6 protein-coding genes are annotated in these 4,769 nt (G+C 48.0%); 2 read left to right on the forward strand and 4 right to left on the reverse strand.

Translation table 11 applies throughout. The features are described 5' to 3' along the window. The 4 genes from proB to rplU all read right to left on the reverse strand — a co-directional run. On the reverse strand, window positions 1-519 hold a 519-nt coding region (proB, locus tag A3750_RS10965), incomplete at its 3' end, for a glutamate 5-kinase (protein ID WP_068548265.1). Between the two features lie 19 nt (window positions 520-538). Continuing rightward, complete coding sequence (gene cgtA / locus A3750_RS10970; protein ID WP_068548266.1) at window positions 539-1,741, reverse strand: Obg family GTPase CgtA; 1,203 nt, start codon at window positions 1,739-1,741, stop codon at window positions 539-541. A gap of 115 nt (window positions 1,742-1,856) precedes the next feature. Then, window positions 1,857-2,117, reverse strand: a complete 261-nt coding sequence (gene rpmA / locus A3750_RS10975; protein WP_068458270.1) for a 50S ribosomal protein L27 — start codon at window positions 2,115-2,117, stop codon at window positions 1,857-1,859. 45 nt (window positions 2,118-2,162) lie between these two features. Beyond that, complete coding sequence (gene rplU / locus A3750_RS10980; RefSeq protein ID WP_068458279.1) at window positions 2,163-2,474, reverse strand: 50S ribosomal protein L21; 312 nt, start codon at window positions 2,472-2,474, stop codon at window positions 2,163-2,165. 295 nt (window positions 2,475-2,769) lie between these two features. Here rplU and A3750_RS10985 point away from each other — a divergent pair, with 295 nt between their 5' ends. Continuing rightward, window positions 2,770-3,738 carry a polyprenyl synthetase family protein gene (locus A3750_RS10985; RefSeq protein WP_068458269.1) on the forward strand — a complete coding sequence of 323 codons (969 nt, stop codon included), beginning with the start codon at window positions 2,770-2,772 and terminating at the stop codon, window positions 3,736-3,738. Window positions 3,739-3,797: 59 nt separating this feature from the next. Further along, a partial coding sequence (locus A3750_RS10990; protein ID WP_231871793.1) for a wax ester/triacylglycerol synthase family O-acyltransferase occupies window positions 3,798-4,769 on the forward strand: 972 nt, incomplete at its 3' end.

Below are 4,769 nucleotides of genomic sequence, written 5' to 3' on the forward strand. Positions count from 1 at the left end.
ATCAACCAAATTGGTCACTAAAGCACCGAGCGTATCATTGTCACCAAACCGAATTTCATCCGTCACTACCGTATCGTTTTCATTGATAATAGGAACAGCGCCTAGATCGAGCAACGTCGTTATCGTACTTCGCGCATTTAGGTAACGCTTCCGATCCGACAAATCATCATGGGTAAGAAGAATCTGAGCAGTGCACCTTTGGTGCTCGCCAAAATAACGCTCATAGGCATTGACCAAGCCCGTCTGCCCAACGGCTGCCGCAGCCTGCAGAAGATTAAGCTGAGAGGGTCGAGACTCCAACCCGAGGCGCACCATACCTTCCGCTACCGAACCGGATGACACCAGTACAATTTCAACGCCATGATCGAGAGCCGAAACCATCTGCGTTACCCATTCTTGAATCGAGTCGTGTGCTAGTCCACGCCCATCATCCGTCAATAACGCGCTACCAATTTTCACAACAATCCGCTTAGCGGACCTCAACTTATCACGCGTCTCATTTTTATTTAACTGACTCACAATTCTCTATTCACCCACGTTAAGGCGCATACTCCACTTCGACATCATAATCGTCTTCATCAAAGTCATCGTCATCATCTAAGTCCTCACCCTGAGCGCGACGAGTCTTTCTCGCAGCCTTATACTCTTCTAAGCGCACCCGCGCTTCATGCTGCATAGCTTCTTTCAAACCAGCCTCTAACTCAGCCAACTCCTCATCGTTAGCCTCTGCCTCTGCTTTTGCATCAATCCAGCGCATAATATCCCAGGTCAACGCTTCAAGACCTTCCTTGTTCAACGCCGAAACTCGATATACCGGCTCTTTCCAGCCGAGCGCCTGAACCAACTCATCACAACGCTGCTCTCGCTCTTCTTCAGGAACCATATCTAGTTTATTCAGCACAAGCCAACGCTCTCTTGAGGCCAGCGTTGGACTAAAACCTTCAAGCTCTCCAACAATTTCCTCTACGGCTTCTTTAGGCTCTTTCCCATCATAGGGAGCCATATCAACAACATGAAGCAGCAAGCGTGTGCGCACCAAATGCTTTAAAAATCGAATCCCAAGCCCTGCACCATCAGATGCACCTTTGATCAAACCGGGGATATCTGCCATCACGAAGCTTTTATGTGACTCGACACGCACCACACCTAGATTAGGCACAAGAGTCGTAAAGGGATAATTGGCAACCTTCGGCTTTGCCGCCGAAACAGACCGAATCAAAGTCGACTTACCAGCATTCGGAAGCCCCAGCAAACCGACGTCAGCAAGCACTTTCAGCTCTAATCGAATATTGCGCTTCTCACCGGGTTTGCCTGGCGTCGTTTGTCGCGGCGCACGATTGGTACTCGACTTAAAACGCGTATTCCCCAATCCATGCCAGCCGCCTTGTGCGACAACAAGTTGCTGCCCGATCTGAGTTAAATCACCAAGTACTTCTTCGGTATCCACATCAAAAACACTTGTCCCAACAGGAACGCCTAGAATCAAGTCTTCACCTTTGGCACCAGTACAATTACGGCCTTTTCCGCCTTCACCTGATTGCGCGCGATATTGACGAACAAACCGATAATCGATCAGCGTATTCAAACCATCATTTGCTTCCAAGATGACAGAGCCGCCATCACCACCATCCCCACCATCAGGACCGCCCTTGGGAATATATTTTTCTCGACGAAAACTTAAACAGCCATTTCCGCCCTTTCCGGCCTCTACAGAGATCGCGGCTTCATCTACAAATTTCATATCTATCCTTTCACAGCGAAAGTGTTAGAAACAGTTTAACTGCTGTACGCCCACGCGCTACAAAAACACAAAAAAAAAGCCCCGCTATGCGGAGCTTTTTCTAATAAGGCCGACCTTATTCCGCTGCTACGATTTCCACGTATTTACGGTTCTGAGGACCTTTTGTGACGAACTGAACAACACCATCTGCAGTTGCGAACAAAGTGTGATCTTTACCAAGACCAACATTGTTACCTGCGTGGAAACGCGTGCCACGCTGACGCACAATAATGCTACCAGCTGAAACTTCTTGGCCGCCGAAGCGCTTAACGCCTAAACGTTTACTTTCCGAATCGCGACCGTTCCGGGTACTACCACCCGCTTTTTTGTGAGCCATTAGATTACTCCTTACGCTACCTGATTCGCACTAGGTGCAAACAACTTAGCCTTTAATTCCAGTGATTTTCACCTCAGTGTACCACTGACGGTGACCCATTTGCTTCATGTGGTGCTTGCGACGCTTGAACTTCATGATCTTCACTTTGTCATGACGACCATGACTAACAATCTCTGCTGTCACTTTAGCGCCTTTCACGTTTGGCTCACCGATTTTTACATCGTCGCCGTTCGCTACTAGCAATACACGATCGAAATCAACTTTAGCGCCCGTCTCAAGCTCAATCTTCTCGAGCTTAAGGACTTCGCCCTCTGTAACACGATGCTGTTTACCACCGCTTACGATAACTGCGTACATTTTCTTCTCCAAAATATATTCTCCCTCGTCGCGACTGATAGCCGCCATGTCGTCATTTCTTCGCTTCAGTGAACCTGATTGCGCATCTGTTTCTAAAGGAAGCTCTTCGGCAACCCTATAACAGAGAATGACCTCGCTATTTGAGGGGCGCGTGATTCTAAGACAAGCATTAATCAAATGCAAGCGGGTGTTTGGCATTAAAGGACTTATCTTGACACCGAGGCGCGGTACTCATAGCATTTGCCATCGCAGCGCGCCGTATGCCCGCCAACCACTCTAAAACTAGAACTAATTAATGCAGCTAACAGACATCTACAAAAGCGTCGAAAGCGAGTTCGATGCGGTCAACAGCCTTATTATCGAACAACTCTCTTCCAGAGTGCCGCTTGTTGAAAAAATCGCACAATACATCGTTGAAAGCGGCGGCAAACGGATGCGACCATTGGTAACGCTACTGACAGCGAAAGCCTTAGGTAAAAGCGACCAAGACACCATCAAACTTGCGTCAATTATCGAGTTTCTGCATACCGCCACACTCTTACATGACGACGTCGTTGACACCTCGGACCTAAGGCGCGGTAAAGCAACAGCAAACGCGAATTGGGGCAATGCCCCAAGCGTACTTGTAGGGGACTTCCTTTATTCGCGCGCTTTTCAAATGATGGTTGAGATAGGCAACATGGGGGTCATGTCTGTCCTCGCCAACGCAACTAATGTGATTGCTGAGGGCGAAGTATTCCAATTAATGAATGCGAAAAACCCAGACATCAGCGAAGAGCAGTATTTCGATGTTATCGAATACAAAACAGCCATGCTTTTCGTGGCGGCATCGCACGGCGCCGCTAAACTTGGTAGTGCTTCAGATACCCAACAACAAGCCGCAAAAGACTTTGGTTTGCAATTAGGGCTTGCCTTTCAACTCGTCGATGACATCCTCGACTACTCTGGCGATATAAAGCAGATGGGCAAGAACACTGGAGATGATCTTGCCGAGGGCAAGACTACATTACCGCTTATCTTTGCAATGCGCGAAGGCTCAGAACAGCAACGCACTTTCATTCGAAATGCGATCCGCAGAGGAGAGCGAGAAGCCATTAGCGAGGTAATCGCCATTGTTCAGGCTACCGGCGCACTAGAATACACCTTAGAAGCCGCAGAGAAATGTAAGAACAAAGCTATTGATGCTGCGCAACAACTTGGTCAGAATATTCATAGTGAAGCCTTGGGCTATATTGCGGAACTTAGTGTTAACAGGGATAAGTAGGTATCCTGCTCACTCGCCGCCTAAGCCTCGAACCACCAACTTCAGGTTGAGTCCATAGCATGAGAACGTTGTCAGAAATCGATGCATCCTTCCTCTTTCTAGAGAGCAGTAGAGCACCTCTGCATGTTGGCGGCACATACATATTTCGCAAAAAGAGCACTCGATCTCGATTCAATTTCGATAGATTTAAAGCCATTGTTGAATCAAAACTGGGCAATGAAACGTTCTTTCGACAAAAGCTGGTTGAGGCGCCGCTAAACAATGAATTTCCTATTTGGTGCGATGACCCGAGTTTCAAACTATCGAATCATGTTCACCATATTCAACTGAGCGCACTGCAAAACCCATGCTCACTAGATGAGCTTGCCGCCAAAATCCTCAACACCCCCCTTGAAAGACATCAACCTCTTTGGCAAGCCTACTATGTAGATGGACTCGAGAACGAACCCAACTGCGACAAGACCCACTTCGCTCTAATTTTGGTAACACACATTGCCGCTCTCGACTCCGCCACCGGAGAAGATGTTCTTAGCCAACTCCTTGATGTGAGCCCCCATGTCAGCAAGCTAACTAAGCCCGAACCTTGGGCGCCAGCAGCACTACCAGAAACAAGCTCAATACTGGAAGCGGCTTACAACAAAGCGTTGACCATTCCCACTGCATTGACCAACATGCTTAAAGACACCGCATCGTCCGCATTTTATGGCGTGCTCTACGAGAACCTTCAACGACTGAATCTTCCCGCCGCACTATTAAGTGTTGCGACAACACCTCTCAACAAGAAAGTCACAAGCAAACGTGTAAATGACAACCTCCACCTGTCATTTACAACCGTTCGAGAGCTCAGGCAGGGACTGGAAAATGTCACAACGAACGACATCCTAATCGGGATTTGCGCAGAAGCACTGCATTGCTATTTAAAAGACCACAATGTACTACCTAAAGCGCCACTCATTGCCCTTTCTCCAATCTCAGTACGCTCAACAAGCCTTAATTACAAATCAGGCAAACAACTCACAGCAAGCTTGTTC

Source organism: Oleiphilus sp. HI0079 (genome assembly GCF_001635105.1).

What these genes read in the sequence shown, in the direction of transcription:
- cgtA (WP_068548266.1), bottom strand. Translation starts at nt 1,741, where the DNA reads ATGAAATTTGTAGATGAAGCCGCGATCTCTGTAGAGGCCGGAAAGGGC.
- rpmA (WP_068458270.1), bottom strand. Translation starts at nt 2,117, where the DNA reads ATGGCTCACAAAAAAGCGGGTGGTAGTACCCGGAACGGTCGCGATTCG.
- A3750_RS10985 (WP_068458269.1), top strand. Translation starts at nt 2,770, where the DNA reads ATGCAGCTAACAGACATCTACAAAAGCGTCGAAAGCGAGTTCGATGCG.
- rplU (WP_068458279.1), bottom strand. Translation starts at nt 2,474, where the DNA reads ATGTACGCAGTTATCGTAAGCGGTGGTAAACAGCATCGTGTTACAGAG.